The sequence below is a fragment of the Paracoccus sp. (in: a-proteobacteria) genome, assembly GCF_039808215.1.
Lineage (GTDB): Bacteria > Pseudomonadota > Alphaproteobacteria > Rhodobacterales > Rhodobacteraceae > Paracoccus.
Genome location: NZ_JBDHSP010000035.1, coordinates 14,402 through 30,578 on the forward strand (window position 1 = coordinate 14,402; position 16,177 = coordinate 30,578).

The 16,177-nt window shown below is 67.6% G+C and carries 21 protein-coding genes; 4 read left to right on the top strand and 17 right to left on the bottom strand.

Features of this window, described 5'->3' with window-relative positions:
• Positions 1 to 100 precede the first annotated feature (100 nt).
• The 9 genes from WMK75_RS11925 to WMK75_RS11965 form a co-directional block, all read right to left on the bottom strand.
• Positions 101 to 529, bottom strand: coding sequence for an acyl-CoA transferase (locus WMK75_RS11925; protein WP_347267893.1), 429 nt, complete (start codon positions 527 to 529; stop codon positions 101 to 103).
• The gene (locus WMK75_RS11930; RefSeq protein WP_347267894.1) at positions 526 to 1,146 is read right to left on the bottom strand and encodes a DUF6441 family protein; all 621 of its coding nucleotides are present in this window, start codon (positions 1,144 to 1,146) and stop codon (positions 526 to 528) included. Before WMK75_RS11930 ends, WMK75_RS11925 begins: the two co-directional genes overlap by 4 nt.
• On the bottom strand, positions 1,143 to 1,457 hold the full coding sequence (locus tag WMK75_RS11935) for a hypothetical protein (protein WP_347267895.1): 315 nt from the start codon (positions 1,455 to 1,457) through the stop codon (positions 1,143 to 1,145). The genes WMK75_RS11930 and WMK75_RS11935 overlap by 4 nt, the downstream gene beginning before the upstream one ends.
• A 2-nt stretch (positions 1,458 to 1,459) precedes the next feature.
• Positions 1,460 to 1,798, bottom strand: coding sequence for a DUF2190 family protein (locus WMK75_RS11940; protein ID WP_347267896.1), 339 nt, complete (start codon positions 1,796 to 1,798; stop codon positions 1,460 to 1,462).
• Positions 1,799 to 1,882: 84 nt separating this feature from the next.
• The gene (locus WMK75_RS11945; protein ID WP_347267897.1) at positions 1,883 to 3,919 is read right to left on the bottom strand and encodes a prohead protease/major capsid protein fusion protein; all 2,037 of its coding nucleotides are present in this window, start codon (positions 3,917 to 3,919) and stop codon (positions 1,883 to 1,885) included.
• 11 nt (positions 3,920 to 3,930) lie between these two features.
• Positions 3,931 to 5,460: a phage portal protein gene (locus tag WMK75_RS11950; RefSeq protein WP_347267898.1), complete on the bottom strand. Its 1,530-nt coding sequence runs from the start codon at positions 5,458 to 5,460 to the stop codon at positions 3,931 to 3,933.
• Positions 5,461 to 5,463: 3 nt separating this feature from the next.
• The gene (locus WMK75_RS11955) at positions 5,464 to 5,667 is read right to left on the bottom strand and encodes a hypothetical protein (protein WP_347267899.1); all 204 of its coding nucleotides are present in this window, start codon (positions 5,665 to 5,667) and stop codon (positions 5,464 to 5,466) included.
• Positions 5,667 to 7,652 (bottom strand): phage terminase large subunit family protein, encoded by a 1,986-nt coding sequence (locus tag WMK75_RS11960; RefSeq protein WP_347267900.1) that lies wholly within the window; start codon positions 7,650 to 7,652, stop codon positions 5,667 to 5,669. The genes WMK75_RS11955 and WMK75_RS11960 overlap by 1 nt, the downstream gene beginning before the upstream one ends.
• A gap of 161 nt (positions 7,653 to 7,813) precedes the next feature.
• Positions 7,814 to 8,419 (bottom strand): elements of external origin, encoded by a 606-nt coding sequence (locus WMK75_RS11965; protein ID WP_347267901.1) that lies wholly within the window; start codon positions 8,417 to 8,419, stop codon positions 7,814 to 7,816.
• Between the two features lie 153 nt (positions 8,420 to 8,572).
• On the opposite strand from WMK75_RS11965, the gene WMK75_RS11970 reads away from it, so the two are divergent.
• Genes WMK75_RS11970 through WMK75_RS11985 form a run of 4 tightly spaced genes read left to right on the top strand, consistent with a single transcriptional unit; the run spans position 8,573 to position 9,848 of the window.
• The gene (locus WMK75_RS11970; RefSeq protein WP_347267902.1) at positions 8,573 to 8,788 is read left to right on the top strand and encodes a hypothetical protein; all 216 of its coding nucleotides are present in this window, start codon (positions 8,573 to 8,575) and stop codon (positions 8,786 to 8,788) included.
• 22 nt (positions 8,789 to 8,810) lie between these two features.
• Complete coding sequence (locus WMK75_RS11975) at positions 8,811 to 9,038, top strand: hypothetical protein (RefSeq protein WP_347267903.1); 228 nt, start codon at positions 8,811 to 8,813, stop codon at positions 9,036 to 9,038.
• On the top strand, positions 9,035 to 9,595 hold the full coding sequence (locus WMK75_RS11980) for a DUF3489 domain-containing protein (protein ID WP_347267904.1): 561 nt from the start codon (positions 9,035 to 9,037) through the stop codon (positions 9,593 to 9,595). Before WMK75_RS11975 ends, WMK75_RS11980 begins: the two co-directional genes overlap by 4 nt.
• Positions 9,596 to 9,599: 4 nt before the next feature.
• Positions 9,600 to 9,848 carry a hypothetical protein gene (locus WMK75_RS11985; protein ID WP_347267905.1) on the top strand — a complete coding sequence of 83 codons (249 nt, stop codon included), beginning with the start codon at positions 9,600 to 9,602 and terminating at the stop codon, positions 9,846 to 9,848.
• Positions 9,849 to 9,901: 53 nt separating this feature from the next.
• Here WMK75_RS11985 and WMK75_RS11990 read toward each other — a convergent pair whose 3' ends face one another.
• The 8 genes from WMK75_RS11990 to WMK75_RS12025 form a co-directional block, all read right to left on the bottom strand.
• Positions 9,902 to 10,126 carry a hypothetical protein gene (locus WMK75_RS11990; protein WP_347267906.1) on the bottom strand — a complete coding sequence of 75 codons (225 nt, stop codon included), beginning with the start codon at positions 10,124 to 10,126 and terminating at the stop codon, positions 9,902 to 9,904.
• A complete protein-coding gene (locus WMK75_RS11995; RefSeq protein WP_347267907.1) occupies positions 10,123 to 11,481 on the bottom strand; it encodes a site-specific DNA-methyltransferase in 1,359 nt (452 codons plus the stop codon). The genes WMK75_RS11990 and WMK75_RS11995 overlap by 4 nt, the downstream gene beginning before the upstream one ends.
• Before the next feature lie 9 nt (positions 11,482 to 11,490).
• Complete coding sequence (locus tag WMK75_RS12000; RefSeq protein WP_347267908.1) at positions 11,491 to 12,399, bottom strand: DNA cytosine methyltransferase; 909 nt, start codon at positions 12,397 to 12,399, stop codon at positions 11,491 to 11,493.
• A gap of 4 nt (positions 12,400 to 12,403) precedes the next feature.
• Positions 12,404 to 13,711 carry a site-specific DNA-methyltransferase gene (locus tag WMK75_RS12005; RefSeq protein ID WP_347267913.1) on the bottom strand — a complete coding sequence of 436 codons (1,308 nt, stop codon included), beginning with the start codon at positions 13,709 to 13,711 and terminating at the stop codon, positions 12,404 to 12,406.
• Between the two features lie 328 nt (positions 13,712 to 14,039).
• Complete coding sequence (locus WMK75_RS12010) at positions 14,040 to 14,528, bottom strand: DUF6362 family protein (RefSeq protein ID WP_347267909.1); 489 nt, start codon at positions 14,526 to 14,528, stop codon at positions 14,040 to 14,042.
• Positions 14,525 to 15,400, bottom strand: a complete 876-nt coding sequence (locus tag WMK75_RS12015; protein WP_347267910.1) for a helix-turn-helix domain-containing protein — start codon at positions 15,398 to 15,400, stop codon at positions 14,525 to 14,527. Before WMK75_RS12015 ends, WMK75_RS12010 begins: the two co-directional genes overlap by 4 nt.
• Positions 15,397 to 15,603, bottom strand: a complete 207-nt coding sequence (locus WMK75_RS12020) for a hypothetical protein (protein ID WP_347267911.1) — start codon at positions 15,601 to 15,603, stop codon at positions 15,397 to 15,399. Before WMK75_RS12020 ends, WMK75_RS12015 begins: the two co-directional genes overlap by 4 nt.
• Positions 15,600 to 15,860 carry a helix-turn-helix domain-containing protein gene (locus WMK75_RS12025; protein ID WP_246087882.1) on the bottom strand — a complete coding sequence of 87 codons (261 nt, stop codon included), beginning with the start codon at positions 15,858 to 15,860 and terminating at the stop codon, positions 15,600 to 15,602. The genes WMK75_RS12020 and WMK75_RS12025 overlap by 4 nt, the downstream gene beginning before the upstream one ends.
• Positions 15,861 to 16,177: the final 317 nt, after the last annotated feature.

The following is a 16,177-nucleotide window of genomic DNA, read 5'->3' on the forward strand; positions in this document are numbered from 1 at the left end:
ATTCGGCCCGCATCAGACAGGCACATCCGCCCGACCGGCGGCGCGGCGCGGACCGGCGCGGCAAGGCCGGATTCCGCGCCGGTCCTGCTTTGTTCGCATCTCAACCCAGCGGATCGTTGCTGGTGTAATGCAGGGTGAGGATCAGCACCGCCGCCCTGATGGACGGGGCGCCCTCGACCGCCAGATCGGCAGGTTCGGGCGCGTCGGTCTCGATCCAGTCGCAAAGCCCGCCCAGCGTCCGGTCGGCGGCGATCACTTGCCCGATCCGTTCAGCCAGCGCGTCGAAGGCCAGTTCCAGACCGGAGGATCCGCGAATGAAGACCTCGACCTCGGCGCGGTGCTGCCAGTGATAGCGCAGGGGCGACAGCGTCACCTCGGCCTCGCCCGGCGTTCCGTCGCGCAGGATCAGCAGCCCGGCGGCGGGGATGCGCTCGGGCAGGACCTCATTGCGCAGGATCGCTGTCCCGCCGGTGATCGTCTGCAGCCTGGCGAAGAGGGCAGACAGGACCTGTTCCCGTTTCGTGGTCATGTTCGTTCCCAGCGAGAGACGATTGCGCCCGGCAGGGCATCGAGGGCGGCATTGGCCGGCTTCTCAAGATCAAGGCGCTTCTTCAGCCTGACCTGCGGCACCAGCAGAAAGATCGGCACCGAGGCGAGGCCGCGCCCCGCCTTTGATCGGGACACGGCCGCCCGACCGTGCTTCGTCAGTCGCGCCTCGGCGATCAGCAGGCTGGGGCCGGTTCGGCGATAGACGAAGATCAGCCGCAGCCCGGTGCGCGCCTCCCATTCGCCGGGTGTCGGGCGCTTGTCGCTGCGGCTCTTGCCCGCGGCCTCGGTCGGGATGGCCAGCCAGAACCCGCCCTTTGAGCGGATCAGCGGCCCGGTGTCATGGGCGTTCACGATCACCGGGGCGCGGGTCCAGACCATCGACGCGGCATTCATGCTGTGCCGCCCCTTGGGCCAGGTCTCCGAGCGGATGGTCCGGGCCAGCCGCTGGCCGAGGCCCGCGCCGGTGACCTGCGCCCGCCATGCGTCCTTGAGCGCGATCCCGGCATCGCGGATCCCGAAATGCACCGCCTTTTCGCCGGCCTTGACCTCTTCTGCCATCAGCCTGGCGATATCCGCGATCTCGGCGCGCAGCTTCATATGGGCCTCAGATCGAGGGTCACGAGCAGCCGTTCGCGGTCCCGGATCGGCGCGCCCTGAACCTCGAAGGTCTCGCCGCCGATCACGATGCGGTCGCCGGGCTGGATTGATGGGGTTTGGGCCGCCATCACGTCGATGCGGACGGTCTCCGACCAAACCCGCGCGCTGCCATAGCTGGTCAGCTCGTCCGGGGCCTTGCGGATGGCGCGGATGCCGATGCCGGGCGGAACCCCGCCCGGCAGCCACGTCGCGTCAACCGCCATATGCGGATCGGCGAAGATCCGGGTCATGGCGGCGGCAAAGGCATTCATGGTCAGGCCGTGACGCCAGCGCCATTCAGGCGCACCCGACCGATCGTCTCATTGGCAGCTCCTCCGACGGCCTGCACCGCCACGCCGATCAGCGTGTTGGTCGAGGCGATATTCGTGCAGGCGCTTCCGGTCCAGTAGATCAGCGCCCCGACAATCCACGCCTGGGAGGCGGCCTTCGGCAGATCATAGACGCCGGTGAGATTGATCACGCCTTCCGCGCCATTGGCGATGGGGCCGGTGGCAACGCCGAAGATCGAGCCGATCAGAACGCCTGCGCCCGAGGCGATATCCGCCTCGGCAGTGATGGTGAGCGTGTTGCCCGTTGCGATGAAGTTTTTCATGGGCTTTCTCCAGATGAGGGAAAGAAGGGAATGCGGGCCGATCACCGGTCCGCGCCGGTCAGGATCAGACCGGGGCCGGCAGCATCACGCGATGCCGGGATTCTTGTAGAGACCGCGCCAGTCGATGGCCTTGGCGCCGAAATCGTGACGGGCCTTGAACTCGATTCCATCGACCTCGAAGCCGACCCGATGCTCGGTATAGAGACCCTCCTGACCCGCCAGATAGGCGTATTCCACCGCGCCGAAGGCCGGATCGGTGGCGGCGAACCACGGATCGGGACCGGCGGTATTCACCAGCCGGATTTCCTCGACCACCGAGAAGCGGTTCGAATAGGGGTTCACCTCGGCCGTGCTGCCGGGCGTGGTCGCGGCCAGTTGCTTGTGGATTTCCACCATGCGCTTTCCGGGCGGAACGATGATGTTGCGCGGCAGAACGGTGATCGCCCGGCCGTCCAGATCCTTTTGCACCGCGAAAGCGCGCAGCATTGCGGTCAGAGACTCCTCGGTGATCGCCGCCGCCGTGCCGAGGTTGCCGTGATTGGCATGGAACAGCGCGGTGCCGTCGCCCATGGCGGGGTTCGACAGCAGGATCGAATAGAGGATATCGGATTCGAGGTTCGCGGCCGATGCACCGAAGGACTGGACGACCCGGTCGAAGGCGCGCAGGTCATCGTTGATCAGCATCTGCCGGCTGAAGCCGATAATGCGGCCATAGGTGGCGATCGCATAGCTTTCCTTGCCCTCGGTCGCGGTGCCATAGGTGAATTCGCCGCCTTCCGGCACCTTGACGAGATCGGGGGCATTGCCGATCTGCAGGCGGTCAACGGGCCGGAAATCCCGAACCGTCACCCGCGTGGACCATGCCCCGAAGGTGCGCGGGGTGGCGTCATAGGCGGCGCGCAGCGTCCGGTTGACCACGCTGCTGAGGATCGCCGGGAAGTCTCCGGTGGCATGATAGCCCGCCGAGCGCATGCCCATGGCGAGGCCCGCGATCTCCATATCGGGCATGGCGGAGGTGTTGACGCCGGCGCGCTCGACGGCATGGCGGGCCAGGTCCATCAGGCTGCGGAACGCGAATTCCCGCGATTGCGGCGATACCGCATGCAGCGACGGCGCCGCCCGGTGCATGATCGCATCGGCAACCGCATCGCGATAGGCGGCATCGCCGGTGCCGCGTGCCTGCGCCGGGGCCAGCTCGACCGTGCGGCCCAGCGGGTTTGCATCGCCCAGTGCGTCGAGGACCGCCTCGCGGGCCGCATTGATCGAGACGCCGCGCGCGATCAGGTCGTTGGCAAGGTCACGGCCCAGATCATGCCGGGCGCAGAGTGTCATGATGGTGCTGACGCGCTCGCGTTCTTCCGCGCGGATGCTTTCCGCGACGGGCGCGGGAACGGGCGCGGCCGGGGCCGCTTGCGGGATGGCAGCGGCTGGCGCCGGGGCAGGGGCGGCGCGGGTTTCATCTGCGCCCGCCGCAATGGTGTCTTCAGGCATGTTTCGTCCTTTCGTGGTGGTTTCTGCGGCGGGTGCCGCGCCAATGGTCCTGCCGGTGAAGGTGCAGGGATAGCGCCGGGCGTCAGACTGCCCGGCTTCCGACCGCATGCCGGCGCCGGGATCGGCGCCGATGGCGACGGCAGAGATTTCAAGCGGCTCCCAATCGACCGCGCGATAAAGCGCGCGCGGACCGCCATCGGTGCGGTCGGCTTTTGCCACCCGCTCAAATCTATGGACGCGGTAGCCGACCGAGACATTGCGGATGATCCCGGATTTGATGTCACGCCAGATCGGCTCGACCTCATCGCGCTCCGACAGGCGGATGCGGGCGAAACCGTTGCCGCCCTCGATGCGGATCGAGCCATTCTCGACCACACCGAGAATGTCGGTCAGCCGGTGGGAGGCATGCGAGTTCAGGAACGGCGCACCGGCGTTCAGGCGATCCAGCCGCATCGCGTTGGGCGAGACGACCAGCTCCTCGTCGAATTCCTCGTCCCGGCTCCAGGAATAGCGCCGCACCTGCGCGCCGGTGGTCCAGAGAACCTCGAAGCTGCGCGAGGCGTCATCGACAGATTGCATTGTGCCGGCCCGCCCGATCACGGGCAGGTCGAGGATTTCCTCGTTTTCCATGGTGGTCTCCGTCAGTTATCGCCGCTCGGCGGCGCGGTCGGGTCGGTGGTCTGCACGAGGCCCGCTTTGCTGACCTTGCGCGGGTCGCTGTCGAAGACGAGGCCGGCAGCATCGGCCTTCCTGGCGAAATCGGCCCATTCGTTGAGGATTTCCTCCGGGTCGTATCCCCGCCGCGCGATCTGCTGCGGCAGGGTCGAGAAGCCGGCGCGCACCTCCAGCAGATCGGCCTGCACATCCTGCAGCGGGTTGACGCTTTCGAACTTCGGTGGCCCCCATTCCGCAGGGACCTCGACGCCATCCGGCAGCAGGCCCTGCGACTGTGCCTCCTTGATGAACCAGCGCCAGATCGGCTCGCAGAACATCGGGATCACGGTCTGCCACTGGATCTGTTCGACCATGCGGCGGAACTCGTTCAGGCCGGCGCGGGTCGAGGAAAAGTTGGCCTGCGACAGATCGCCGGTCATCATCGCATAGGGCACCCGGAAGCCGGCGGCGATGATGTGAAGCTGGGTCCGGTGCCATTCATAGACGCCCGCCGTCGAGGCAGGCTGGTTGAACTTGATGTCCTTGCCGCCGCGGGCATAGGCGATCAGGCCGGGCTCGAACTGTTCGACCCGGTTGCCCATCCCGTCCTCGATCACCGGGGCGATGGATTGCTGATCCTCATCGGCGCCGAAGACGATGCCGACCAGGCAGGCTTCGGTCTTCTTGCGCACCAGCTCGGCGGTCTGCCAGTCGTCGACATCGCGGATCGCCCGCATGGCCGGGGTGCCCCAGGGAACGCCCCGGCTCTGGACCCGCTGGCGTTCGAACAGATGCGCCACGTCCTGCGCCCTGAGGCGCACCGAGTCCAGGCGATGGCTGACCATGGGGTCGTTGTGACCGGGATGGTCCGGAAACATCCAGTAGGCGATGCGCCGGCCGTCCCGGTCGGTCTCGATCCCCTGGCTGATCCGGGTTCCATCGGCACGGCTGTCGAAGCGCGTGCCGTCGAGGTGATCGGCCTCGCGCAGCTCGATGCGCAGACGCAGATCGCGCCCGTGCGCGCCGCGACGATAGCGGGCCACCGCGAAGACCTCGCCGCCCTCGATCATCTCGCGCACGGCGAGGCAGAGAACCCCATGGAAATCCGTGTGGCCATGATCGTCACAACGGCTGGCCCAGCGCCGCCACAGCTCATCGACCTGTCTGTTCAGCGCCGGATCGGGGGTGGCGGCGCGGGGGCGGATGCCGGTGCCGACGATATTGTTGACCAGCACCTGCACCGCCTGCGCGGCGATGGGGTTGTTGCGCACCAGATCGCGCATCCGGTCGCGCAGCGTGGCCCCGGCCGCGGCGATTTCCGCATCCGCCGCCGTTCCACCGGCTTTCCAGCCTGCCGTTCCGCGCCCCTTTGAGGCGGCCTCATAGCCGCGGCGCAGGTTCGAGATCGCCACCCGCGCGGCATAGCGTCGGGCGGCCGAGCGCGGCGAAACCACCGACAAGGCAGCATCCATCAACCCCCAGCGCACGTCCGGGGTGATCTCCTTCGGTCCTGCCATGGGTCAGCCCCGCCGGAAGCTGGCAAAGCCCGCCACGGGCAAGGGACGGCCCGATCCCGCCGCCATCTCGCCCTCGATGGTGCGGATACGGCTCAGCAGATCGGCGGCCGAGCCGTATTCGAGGCTCTTTCCGTCATAGCTGACGCGCAGGGTGCCCGAGGCATAGGCCCGGCGCAGCGCGTCCAGTTCAGTTTGCGTCCAGGCCATCAGAACCAGCTTCCTCTTTGTCTCTTGCCCAGCCAGCCCGACGGACGGGGCGGCGGCGGTTTCAACGGTTGGCGATGCGGTTGCCCTGCCGGGCGCGCATCACGCGTGCCGGGCATGAGCTGCGCGCGCAGATCGTCCCATCTGGCGCCGTCCCAGCGATCCATGCCCATCAGCCAGGCGCAGGCGCGGGCATAGACCCGGCAGTCCAGCGCCTCGTTGCGGTCGCGGGTCTGCTGCCATTCCAGCTTCTGGAAGCCCTGCCGGGTCTTGATGGTCATCAACTGCTCGGCGGTCAGCTGCTTGGTCCATTCCGCCGTGATGCCCTTCGGGATGTGCACGAAACCGGCAGGCCAGCCGCTGCCGTCGGCGATGTCCTCGTCTGTCGGGGCCGCGAGACGCAGCAGGCGATAGGTCTCGGATTTGAACACCGCGCCTGCGACCTTCCACAGCCGAACCCCGCGGCGGAACTTGCGCCCGCCCTCGGTCACATCGACATAGCTGGGGCCGTCCACCGGGGTGGAGCGGTCAAAGCCGCCGACCCCTTTGATGGCGATTACCTGGCCGTGGCCCATCTTCCGGCACCACGAATAGACCGCATCCGTGGTCGCGCCGTCGCCGGTGTCGATCGCCAGCCGCGCCAGCGCCATGCGCGCGCCGCCGGCATGCGGCCAGGTCTCGGCCAGAAACCCGGTCAGATCGTCCCAGACCTCCTCGCGCGCCGTGTCGCCTTCCAGAACGACGTGATCGACCAGCCAGGATTCAAGGTTCTCGCCCCAGCCCCAGACGTCGATCTCGATCCGGTCGCGCTGCACGTCTGCGCCTGCCGTCAGGATCAGCGCGCGCTGCGGCACCTCGCCCAGATGCCAGTCCTCGCGCCGCTCGTAGAGGCGCTGCCAGTCGGGGGCCTCGCCGCGTTCCTGCCAGGTCTCGCCCAGCACCGTGTTCTTCAGCGTCTTCAGCGCGGCCTCGTTGCCGACCGCCTGCTCCCAATCCTGTGCGATCTTCGACCAGCTGAGCCAGCCCAGCGGCGAATAAAGACCGCTGATGTGAAAGCCGGTGATTCCCGCCGCCCGCGCCCGCTCCAGTATCTCCGGCTCGGCGGTCGGCATCCATGTCGCGCCATTCGCCTCGTCCATCATCTCGGTCTTGTGGCGCTCGGCGATGGGTTCATCGCAGTGTTCGCAGACATAGTGCGCGGTTTCCGGCCGGCCTGGCCGCCAGCGCAGGCGCTCGAACTTCAGCCATTGCAGGGTGCCGCAATGCGGGCAGGGGACGTGGTATCGTTGCTGGTCCGACAGCTCGTATTCCCGCTCGATGCGCGAGAGGCCCTTCACGGTCGGGGTCGAGGCCAGAAACAGCTTGCTCCGATGCCCGAAGCTGATCGTGCGCGCCTCGGCCAGCGCGATGGGATCGCCCTCGCCATCGAGATCGCCCGGATAGGCGTCGACCTCATCGAGAAATACCCAGCGCGCCGGCATCGAGCGCAGGCCCACGGCGCTGTTGGCGCCGGTCAGGATCAACTGGCCGCCGGGAAACCGCTTGCCGAGAATGGTATTGCCGCTGTCCTTGGACCGCGATGGCATCACCAGCGCCCGCAGTTCCGGGCTTTCCTCGATCAGCGGGTCGATGCGCTGCTGCGACAGGCGCTTGGCCAGATCGACCGTCGGCTGGACTGCCAGAAACGGCCCCGGCGCGCGGTGGATGCAGAAGCCGACCCAGTTGTTGCCGCCTTCGGTCGCGCCCACCTGCGCGGCCTTCTGGAACACCACCCGTCGCGCCGGGCTGGCCGGCGACAGCGCATCCATGATCGCCCGCATGAAGGGCGTGCGGGCGGTGCGATAGGGACCGGCCTCGCTTGCCGCGCGCGAGGACAGGATCCGGTGCCGATCCGCCCATTGGCTGACCGTCAGCGCCGGGTCCGGCGCCAGACCGGCCAGCCAGGCGTTGCGGATATCCTCGGCGCCCTCGAAATCAGCCAGCGCCACGGATCATCTCCCTTCGCGCCTGCCGGATCGCGCAGAGAACCGCCCCGGCGCCTTCCTCATCCGCATCGCGTTGCTCACGGGCCTTCCTCGCCCTGAGCCGCATCATTGTCCTGTCGATCAGCAGGCTGAACGCCTGCCGGCGCCGCGCCTCGGCGCGCCATTCATCGCAAGTCAATCTTCACCTCCGCAAGATCGGCCAGGTGCTGGCGCAAATATGTGTCCAGAACCTGCTCCATCCGATGGGCATCGACGCCCAGATCGGCGGCCATGTTCGCGGCCACACGGGCGGGCCAGTTCTGCCAGGCGTCGCGTTCGCGCCGGGCCAGATCGAAGACCATGGTGGCGGTGCGCGCCCGGTCGACCAGCTCGCCCTTCATCCTGGCGAGCTTGACCTTGGCGGTCTGCGCCTTCAGCACCTCATTGGCCATCCGCGCACGCAGGAACGACACCTCGCCGCCCGCGCCGGGATCGGGATCGGCGCCGGCCTCGCGCAGGGTCTCGCCCACCGACTCGATGGCGGCGCGCGGCACCGGCCTGGTCGCGGCGCTGGCGCGCGCGGTGCCGGCCGCCGTCGCCGCCCCCAGCGCCCGTGCATGAGCGCCGCGCTGCTTGGCCGGGTCGGTCTGCGCGTCCCATTGCCGGTCGGCCGTCACCGGATCGATGCTGCCATCGGCCTCAAGACTGATGCGCCCCGAGGAGATCGCCTTGCCCACCGCCGTGTGGCTGACGCCGCGATGCGCCGCATATTGACGGCGCGACATGCCCATTCAACTTGCCCCTTCCGGCTTGTGCCCAAGTCTCTGGGCAGATTACATAAAGCAATGATATTGCTGCGATTATGCTACACTTCCAGCCTGTGGTGAGCGATTCTGACGGCACGAAAACGATGCAGTTCAGACGCCGGAGAGCACCCCATGACCATGGCCATCACCACCATCAGGATCGACTATGCCAGCCTGCCCGCAGGCTTCGATCAGAGCCGCAAGGATGCGGTTGCCGAAGCGATCGAGGCCCGGCTGCGCGACAGCGGCATCAAAGCCGATGCCTCGGATGTCATCTCGCATCTGAAGATCGAACTCCCGACCTGCGGACTCGCCGCAGCCACCATCGTTCTGGCCGATCTCGGCCTGATCTGAGCGAGAAGAGGAGGCCCGCGCCATGACCATCACCCCCCGCAGCAACCATGATGCCGCGCTCGCGGCCTTTCTCGGCAGGAAGGCCGAGATCGACACCATGCTCGCCCGCCTCGCCGCGCTGAGCGACGATCATTTCAACGCCAGCCCCGACGCGGTGAATTGGGGCCATGTCGGCACGCTGGAGCATTATGCCAGCCTCCTGCGCCAGATCACCGACAGCGCTTTTGGCGAAGGGGAGCATGCGCGATGATCCCGCTTTCCGAAACCCAGAGCCTGATCCTTGCCCGTGCCGCCGCGCGCCCCGGCAATCTGGCGCTTCCCTTGCCCGACAGCCTGCGCGGCGGTGCCGCTGCCAAGGTGGTGGAGGCGCTGCTCGCCAAGGGCCTCATCGAGGAGGTCGAGGCCGATCTTCGCCGGGGCGAGCCGCTCTGGCGCGAGACCGGCGATGGTCATGGCACCACGCTGCTTGCCACCGAGGCCGGGCTTGCCGCCGTCGGCATCGAGCCGCTGGTGGCGGGCGCCATCGCCGGGGCAAGGCGCGGGCGGATGGAGCGGGAAGCGGCCGCTGCGGCTGCGCCCGAGGCCCAAAAGCCCGCGACCACCCGCGCCGGCACCAAACAGGCGGCGTTGATCGCGCTGCTGCAGCGGCCCGAGGGCGCGAGTGTTGCCGAGATCGCCGCCGAGACCAGTTGGTTGGGCCACACGATTCGTGGCGCGATCTCGGGCGTGCTGAAGAAGCGGCTCGGGCTCACGGTCGCCGCCGAGAAGATCGAGGGGCGCGGAACAGTTTATCGTATCGAGGGATGACGTCATGACCACCCACCGTTTTGATCGCCCCGCGAAACTTCCCATCCAGATCATCGGACCGACGACGCTGAAGAAGGCGCGCGAGGCCTACAGCGCCCGCTGGGGGCGGCCTTGGCCGGAGGGCGACAGCTACCTCGCAGAATTGATCATCGAAGCCAAGGAGATCGAGGGACTTCCCCCCGGATCGAAGGCCCAGCCCGATGCCGTGCGCGAAACCACGCTCGACCTGATGCGGGCCGATCATCAGTTCTGATGGGCGCACAATGCGCCACGAGCCCGCCGTCCGGGGGACCGGACGACGGGCATTCAGCGTTGGCCCCGGACCCGCAGCGCCTCGAAGAATCGGCGGAGCAGGAACCCGCGCGCCAGAGAAACAGCGGTGAATGCAAGGCCGATGCCCAGATGCTTTCCGAGGCCGGCCTCAATGCCGAACAGTGGAAACACGAGGATTTGGGTGGCGATGGCCAAGGAATAACCCACCACGACATTGGCGATGGCCTCGAGCATGGACATGGCGCGCGATTGTTTCATGCGGCCAGTTCCTCGCGCGCAGCGGCCGTGGCCTCGAAGCTCGCCCCGGTCCCGGCATGGATGGCGGTCCCGCCGGTCATCAGCTGCCAGCGCCGCACCGCGACGTCGCAATAGGCCGGATCCAGCTCCATCCCGAAACAGATGCGCCCGAGGTTCGTCGCCGCGATCAGCTGCGACCCGGAGCCGGTGAACGGCTCATAGAGCAGATCGCCCGGATCGCTCCAGGCGGCGATCATCTCCTCGGCCAGCCTGACCGGGAACACCGCCGGATGCGCGCCGCCGGCAATGGCGCCCTTGTGGCGCATCACGCGGATCACGCTGTCGGGGATGCGATGGCTCTGGATGGCGTTGCCGGCGCCGTGCTTGGCGCTTACCGTGCCATCGGCCGCGCGCAGACCACCGCCGCCCAAGGTTTCGCCGGCATGCTTGCTCTCGACCGTTTTGTTCGGCCGCCGTGGCGCCCGGTTGAAATGGAAGATGAACTCATGCGCTGGCGCGAGGCGTCCGTTCCAGTCGCCGGGCAGGCCGGGCCCCTGATCCCACACATACCAACCAAACCGACGCCAGCCCTGCGCGCGCATCCATTGGGTCCAGGCGTCCCAATAGGGGATCCACTCGCTGTCGCGATGCACCAGGCCGAGATTGACCAGCAGCTGCGCATCCTCGCTCACCGGGGCTGCCGCGAACACGCCCTGCATCAGCCGGTCCCAATCGCTGACCTGCGCCTTCGCGGCACCATAGTCGCGCTGCTGGCCATAGGGCGGCGAGGTGAAGAGGAGCGTCGCTTGCTGCGTGCCCATCAGCCGCGCTACCGCCGCCGCATCGGTGCTGTCGCCGCACATCAGCCGGTGATCGCCAAGGATCCAGATATCGCCGGGGCGGGTGACGGGATCCTCGGGCAGGTCAGGGATTCCGTCCTCTTCTTCTTCCGCATCGGCGCCGAAACCCGATGCCTCGGCGTCTCCGAGCAGATCAGCCAGCTCATCATCCAAGAACCCGACCAGATCGAGGTCGAAATCCAGCCCCTGCAGGGCGGTCAGCTCGGATCGCAGCAGTTCCTCATCCCAGCCAGCATTCTCGGCGATGCGGTTGTCGGCGATCACCAGCGCCCGGCGCTGAACCTCGCTCAGATGCGCCAGCCGGATCACCGGCACCTCGGCCAGCCCGAGGCGCTGCGCGGCCATCAGCCGCCCGTGACCGGCGATGATCACGCTGTCCTCGCCGATCAGGATCGGGTTGGTGAAGCCGAACTCTGCAATCGAGGCGGCGATCTGGGCGATCTGATCCGGCGAATGGGTGCGGGCATTGCGGGCGTAGGGGGTCAGGTTGTCGACCGCGATCAGCTCGATCTGCATCACGCGGCCTCATCCATCGGCCAGCAGCTGAGCTGCGAGAGTTCTGAGCGCATGCGCCGCAACCAGGGGGACCACGCCGTTGCCACAGAGGCGAAGCCGGTCCACGCGGTGGGCCAGCCCATCAGCGCCTCGACGAATAGCGGGTTCAGCGTCCGGGGCGATGGCGAGGTATCGCTGCCAGCCATCGGTGTCACAAGGACCTGGCGGCCAAGGAGGCCGTTCACCGGCGTGTTCGCCAATGTCGTCGCCCCGTCCTTGTGGTCGCGTGCCGTCGGCGTCATCCACAGCCGCAATATCTCGGTCCGGTTGCCGCCGCTCGAGCGGATCCCGGAGCAGGCGCGCGGGGTCGGCCAACTCGTCGCCCTCTCGGATGGCGAGGATGAACAGCCGTTCGCGCCGATGGGGCGCACCGACTTCCGCCGCCGTGAAGAGGCCTGCCGCAAGTCTGTAGCCCAGACCGACCAGTCCGCTGGCGACTTCGGGAAAGCCGAGGCGGAGATGATGGGCGACATTTTCGAGGAAGACGAAGGGCGGGTTGATTTCGCCGATGATGCGGGCGACATGGGGCCAGAGGTGGCGGGGATCGTCGGCGCCCCGGCGTTTGCCCGCCACGCTGAATGGCTGGCACGGATACCCCGCAGTGACGATGTCCACCGCGCCGCGCCATGGGCGGCCGTCGAAGCTGGCAATGTCGTCCCAGAGAGGCGCGTGATCCAGGGCCGCATCTTCCATCCGCGCCACGAGAATGGACGCGGCGAAGGCGTCCCGCTCGACGTAACCCACAGTTCGATATCGGGGGCAGGCAATGGCAAGCCCGAGATCGAGGCCACCGGCGCCAGCACAGAGGGACAGGCCGAAGAGGCAGGCGCTACCGGTTCCGGCAGGCAGGCCGGCGGAAGATACAACCAGGTCATGCATGGCCTCACGCGGCGGTTCTGCGCTTGCGCGCGGGCTTCGGCTGGGGATCGGGGTCGCTGGCCTGCGCGGCGGGGGCGACGGGATTGGCGTCCGACCGTTCACCGGCAATCTCGCTGAAGGACCGGCTATCGCCCTCCAGCACCGCCGCGCCGCCGGTCAGGTTTTGCCAGCGCGCGACGGCGACATCGACGTAAACCGGGTTCAGCTCGATGCCGAGGCAGGTGCGGCCGGTGGTCTCGGCGGCGATCAGCGTGGTGCCCGACCCCATGAACGGCTCATAGACGGCCTGACCGGGGCTCGAATTGTTCAGGACGGGGCGGCGCATGCATTCGACCGGCTTTTGCGTGCCATGGACGGTCTCGGCATCCTGATCGCGGTGGCTGATATGCCAGAGCGTGGTCTGCTTGCGGTCGCCGGCCCAATGGCCCTTGCCCCTGGCGCGAACGGCATACCAGCAGGGCTCGTGCTGCCAGTGGTAATCGCCGCGGCTGAGGATCAACCGGTCCTTGGCCCAGATGATCTGCGAGCGGATGTTGAAGCCGCTGGCGATCAGGCTGTCGGCGACCGTGGTCGCATGCAGGGCGCCGTGCCAGACATAGGCCACGTCGCCGGGGAACAGCGCCCATGCCTCGCGCCAGTCGGCACGGTCGTCGTTCAGAACCTTGCCGGTGCGCTTGGTGGCGGATGCGCCGGCTTGGTTGCGCCAGTTCGGGTCATAGGCGACGCCATAGGGCGGATCGGTGACCATCAGAAGCGGCGTGACCCCGGCCAGCACCCGTTCGACATCCGTCGCCACGGTGCTGTCGCCGCAGAGCAGGCGGTGGGGCCCGAGGATCCACAGATCGCCGGGGCGCGAGACCGGCTCGGCCGGCGGCTCGGGGATGTCATCCTCGCCCTCGATGGCGCCGGCCGTCTCCGGTGCCTCGATTTCCGCGAGCAATTCGCCGAGTTCGTCATCCGAGAACCCGACCAGATCGATGTCGAACCCGTCAGCGCGGATCAGTTCGATCTGCTCGAGCAGGATCTCGGTGTCCCAGCCAGCGTTCAACGCGATCTTGTTGTCCGCGACAACCAGCGCCCGGCGCTGCGCTGCGTTCAGGTGCGCCAGCACGATCACCGGCACCTCGGAAAGCCCGAGGCGCTGTGCCGCCATCAGCCGTCCGTGGCCGGCGATGATCACGCTGTCCTCGCCGATCAGGATCGGGTTGGTGAAGCCGAACTCGGCCATCGAGGCGGCGATCTGGGCGATCTGATCCTCCGAATGCGTGCGGGCATTGTGCGCATAGGGCACCAGCTGCCCGACCGGCATCATCTCGATCTGCAAAGGGCGAACTCCAAAGAAAAAGGCCCGCTGCCGATGGGCAGGGCGGGCCTTGAGGTGGTGGACAGGCGACTGTCCGGAGGCGACGAAGGGGCCGGCAACCCTGGCAACCCAAAGTGGCAACCGACGGGTGGAAACCCAGAAAAATCCTTTGACGCTAGAGGACTAGCGCGCTCATGCCCCCCGCATAGCGACTACGCTGCGGAGGAACCATGGCCGGGGGGAGGCGGCCGCAGGGCGGCTTTCGCCCCGATCATGGGATGAATATGGCCCGTATCGCCTGCTTTTGTCGCGCCCTATGTTCGGCCCTTTCGCGCCCTCACGGCGGCCCCTTCGTGCCCTCGCCGTCCCGCTTTGCGCCCGCCGCATCCCCGCTGGTTTTGGCACCGTGCGGGCGACGGCTGGTTTTCCGCTGTTTGTTCAGTCGGTTGGCGATGGTGACCAGCGCCGCCGTCCAGCGCCGCCAGGCGGTGGAGCGCACGCAGCCCACGGCGCGGCAAATCTGCTTCCAGCGATAGCCCTCGGCCCGCATCCAGACGATGCGGCGGTTGTCGATGATCGCTTGCTCGCTGTCGCCGCCGATCAGCGCCAGCCATTCCAGCGCCTCCTCCATGCGCTGGATCTCGCGGGGGTTGGGGATCACCCGCATCCGCGCCTCCTCGTAGCCATAGGCGTGCCTGGCCTCGTGGACGTAATCCGGCCAGGAGCGGCCATAGCCGCGCGCGCCGGAGCCGGGCGGGTTCGGCAGACGCCGCAGGGTCAGCGCCGCTTCTTCGAAACGGTCCTCGATCTCGCGCGGGGTGATCATCGGCGCTCCTTTCGGGCGGGGACGGGGACACCGCGCAGGGCGAGGCGCTCGGCACTGGTCAGCCCGGCCTCCAGCAAGGCCAGCGCGACGCTGTTGCTGATGGCGCTGGGGGGCAGATAGCGATCCGCGTTCACCCAGTCGGCATAGAAGCGCAGCTGCGGGCTGGTGCTGGCTTTCTCTGCGCCTTGCGGCCTTGCCGGCTGGCGCAAGCGCTGGCGATGGGCCGCCCGCACCGCGTCGGTGAAATAGCCCCAGGTCCGGATCGGGCTGATGCGGATGGTGGGCGTGCGGGCCCGGATCACCGGCAGGATGTCGGCCTCGAGGTCGATGCCCTCCCGCAACCAGCCCTCGATCACCTCGGCGGTCCCGGTGATTGCGGCGCGCGAGGCCGGGCAGAGACCCGGGCCGGCGACGGCAAGGCAGCGGGTCTGCGGGTCGGAGTTATCCACAGCCGCATCTTCGACTGGGGGCGTAGTAGTATCTTTATAAGGATGGTTCGGGTGAATCTGGTTCACGGGGTCATGTGAACCTGGTTCACGGGTTACCCGTGCATCAGATTCACGGGGTGAACGTGGTTCACGGGTCGAGGGCAGGTTATCCACAGCCTCGATCACGATGGAATATTCCACCGTGAAGCCGTGCTTGCAGTCGCGCTGGCCGGTTTCGGTGACCAGCCCGTCGCGGATCAGCTCCTGGATCGCCAGCTGCACGCCACGCCGCGACAGCTCGAGATCGCGGGCGATATTGGCCTTCGAGGTCCAGATACCGCTGCCGTCATCGGCGGCCTTGTCGGCCATGTAGCTGAGCACCGATTTGCGCGTGGCCGAACCCACGAGGCGGCGCTGCACCGAGGCCGAGATCAGATTGCTCATCGCCGGCCTCCCTCGAGGATTTCCTCGATTTGGCGGGTCTCGAAGGCCGTGGGCGCGATGAAGCGCAGCACCGCCGTCCAGTCGATGGTCGAAATCACCGCCCAGATCAGCAGCCCGGCGAGAAGCACGAGCACGCCGAGCGCAAAAGCAAAGACGATGGCCCATGCGATGGGGCGACGCCGGTCATCATTGCCGCCGCTCATCGCGCCGCCCTCCCACGGCCGGCGGTCTTGCGGGTCTCCTGCTCCAGCAGCCAGTCGCGCACCGCCCCGCGCCGATAGAGCACCTTGCGCCCGATGCGGATGCAGGGCGGGCCGATGCGGCGCGTCTCCCAGCGCTTCAGCGTGTCGGCGCTGATGCCGATGATGCCGGCCAGTTCCTTGCGCGGCATCCAGTCATCCAGCAGCCCTTCATGGGCGATTGCGCCGGTCTCGGCGGTGATCATGGTCTGATCGGTCATCATCCGGTCCTTCCCTCGTGGTTGCAGGGCAAGGGAGAGCACGGGCGAGGGACCGGCGGCGCGGCGCGGACCGGCGCCGGAAGCGCCGGATGTGCGCCGGTCCCATGTTTCATGGGGTTTGCGGGCTTGTTGGTGTGATTCGGTGGGGCAGGGCGGAACGCTGGAGGCACCGGCGTGCCGCCTGCCAGAGACAGGGGGCGCTGGCGCTGCGCGGACGCGCCTAATCAACCCATGCGTGCAGACCTGTCAGAGGCATCGGCCTGAAAGGCACGCCTTTCACAAAAGCCAACAATTCAGGAAATACACGATGGCTCTGC